1 protein-coding gene is annotated in these 1,443 nt (G+C 65.3%); it reads left to right on the top strand.

Annotated features, from left to right (window positions below):
• The coding region (locus HB633_RS30545) for an amino acid adenylation domain-containing protein (protein WP_213781853.1) at positions 1 to 1,443 on the top strand (1,443 nt) is incomplete at both ends.

The raw sequence follows: 1,443 nt of genomic DNA, 5'->3' as shown, positions 1-1,443 counted from the left end.
CGTATCCGGTGGGGCCGACCTTGTCGGCGTGGTTCGAGGCGCAGGTCGAGCGCGCGCCGGAGGCGTGGGCGGTGGTGTCCGACGATGGGCGGCTGGATTACGTGTCACTGAACGCGAAGGCCAACCGCCTCGCGCATCATCTGCGGACCCTGGGCGTGGGGCCGGAGGTGCGGGTTGGCGTGTACATGGAGCGCTCGCCGGAGCTGGTGGTCGGCATGCTGGCGGTGCTGAAAGCGGGTGGTGCGTATTTGCCGCTCGATCCGGCGTATCCGCCGGAACGGCTTGCCTACATGTTGCGTGACGCGATGCCGCTGGTGGTTCTGACGCGGGGCGGTGTTGATGGTGAACTGATCGACGGTTATCCGGCGTTGCCCATCGGCGTGGATGCATTCGAGCACGGCGCATTCGATGCCTGTCCGGCAACGAATCCGGTTTCGCTCGCATATGCCGATCATCCGGCCTATGTGATCTACACGTCAGGTTCGACGGGGGTGCCCAAGGGCGTGGTCGGAACACACCGCTCGATGGTGAACCGTCTGGCGTGGATGCAGGAGCGTGAGCCGGTTCAGGTGGGTCAACGGCATATCCAGAAGACCTCGCTGAACTTCATCGATTCGGTGACCGAGACACTTGCACCGCTGGTGGGTGGCGCGACGCTGTCGATTGTCGATGGCGAGACGGCGCGTGATCCCGTCAAGCTGTGGAATCGCGTGGTCGAACAGGGCGCGAGCCGGCTGACGGTAGTGCCGTCGCTGCTGCGCGCGTTGCTGGAGCTGGATCAGGCGGCGCCGCAGGGCATGCTGCTGGTGAGCAGCGGTGAAGCACTGGCGTCGGAACTGGCCGCACGTGTGAACGAAGCGTGGCCGGGCGTGAGGCTGCTGAACCTGTATGGGTCGTCGGAGGTTGCGGGTGATGCACTGGCCTATGAGCTTGCCGGGACACTGACGGTGGGCGGTGTGCCGCTTGGTCGTCCGATTGCGAACACGCGGGTCTATCTGCTGGATGGCGAAGGCCAGCCGGTGCCGTTGGGTGTGGTGGGTGAACTGTATGTGGGCGGGGCGGGCCTGGCACGTGGCTATCTGAACCGCGCAGACCTGAGTGCGGAGCGCTTCGTGCCGGACCCGTTCGGCGAGGCAGGAAGCCGGATGTACCGCACGGGTGACCTCGCGCGTTATCTGGCCGACGGCACGATCGAATACATTGGTCGCGCGGATCATCAGGTCAAGATTCGCGGGTTCCGGATCGAGCCGGGCGAGATCGAGGCGGCACTGCGGCGTCACGAGCGTGTACGCGACGTGGCGGTGCTGGCGCGAGCGGATGAGGACGGCGATCTTCGGCTGGTTGGTTACGTCGTGACCGATGGCACCGGAATCGAGTCAGCAGATCTGCGCGCGCATCTGCAGCAGACGCTGCCGGACTACATGGTGCCATCGCACCTGATCA

This window comes from Caballeronia sp. dw_276 (assembly GCF_018449635.1).
Lineage (GTDB): Bacteria > Pseudomonadota > Gammaproteobacteria > Burkholderiales > Burkholderiaceae > Caballeronia.
This window is presented reverse-complemented; position numbering and strand designations above follow the sequence as displayed.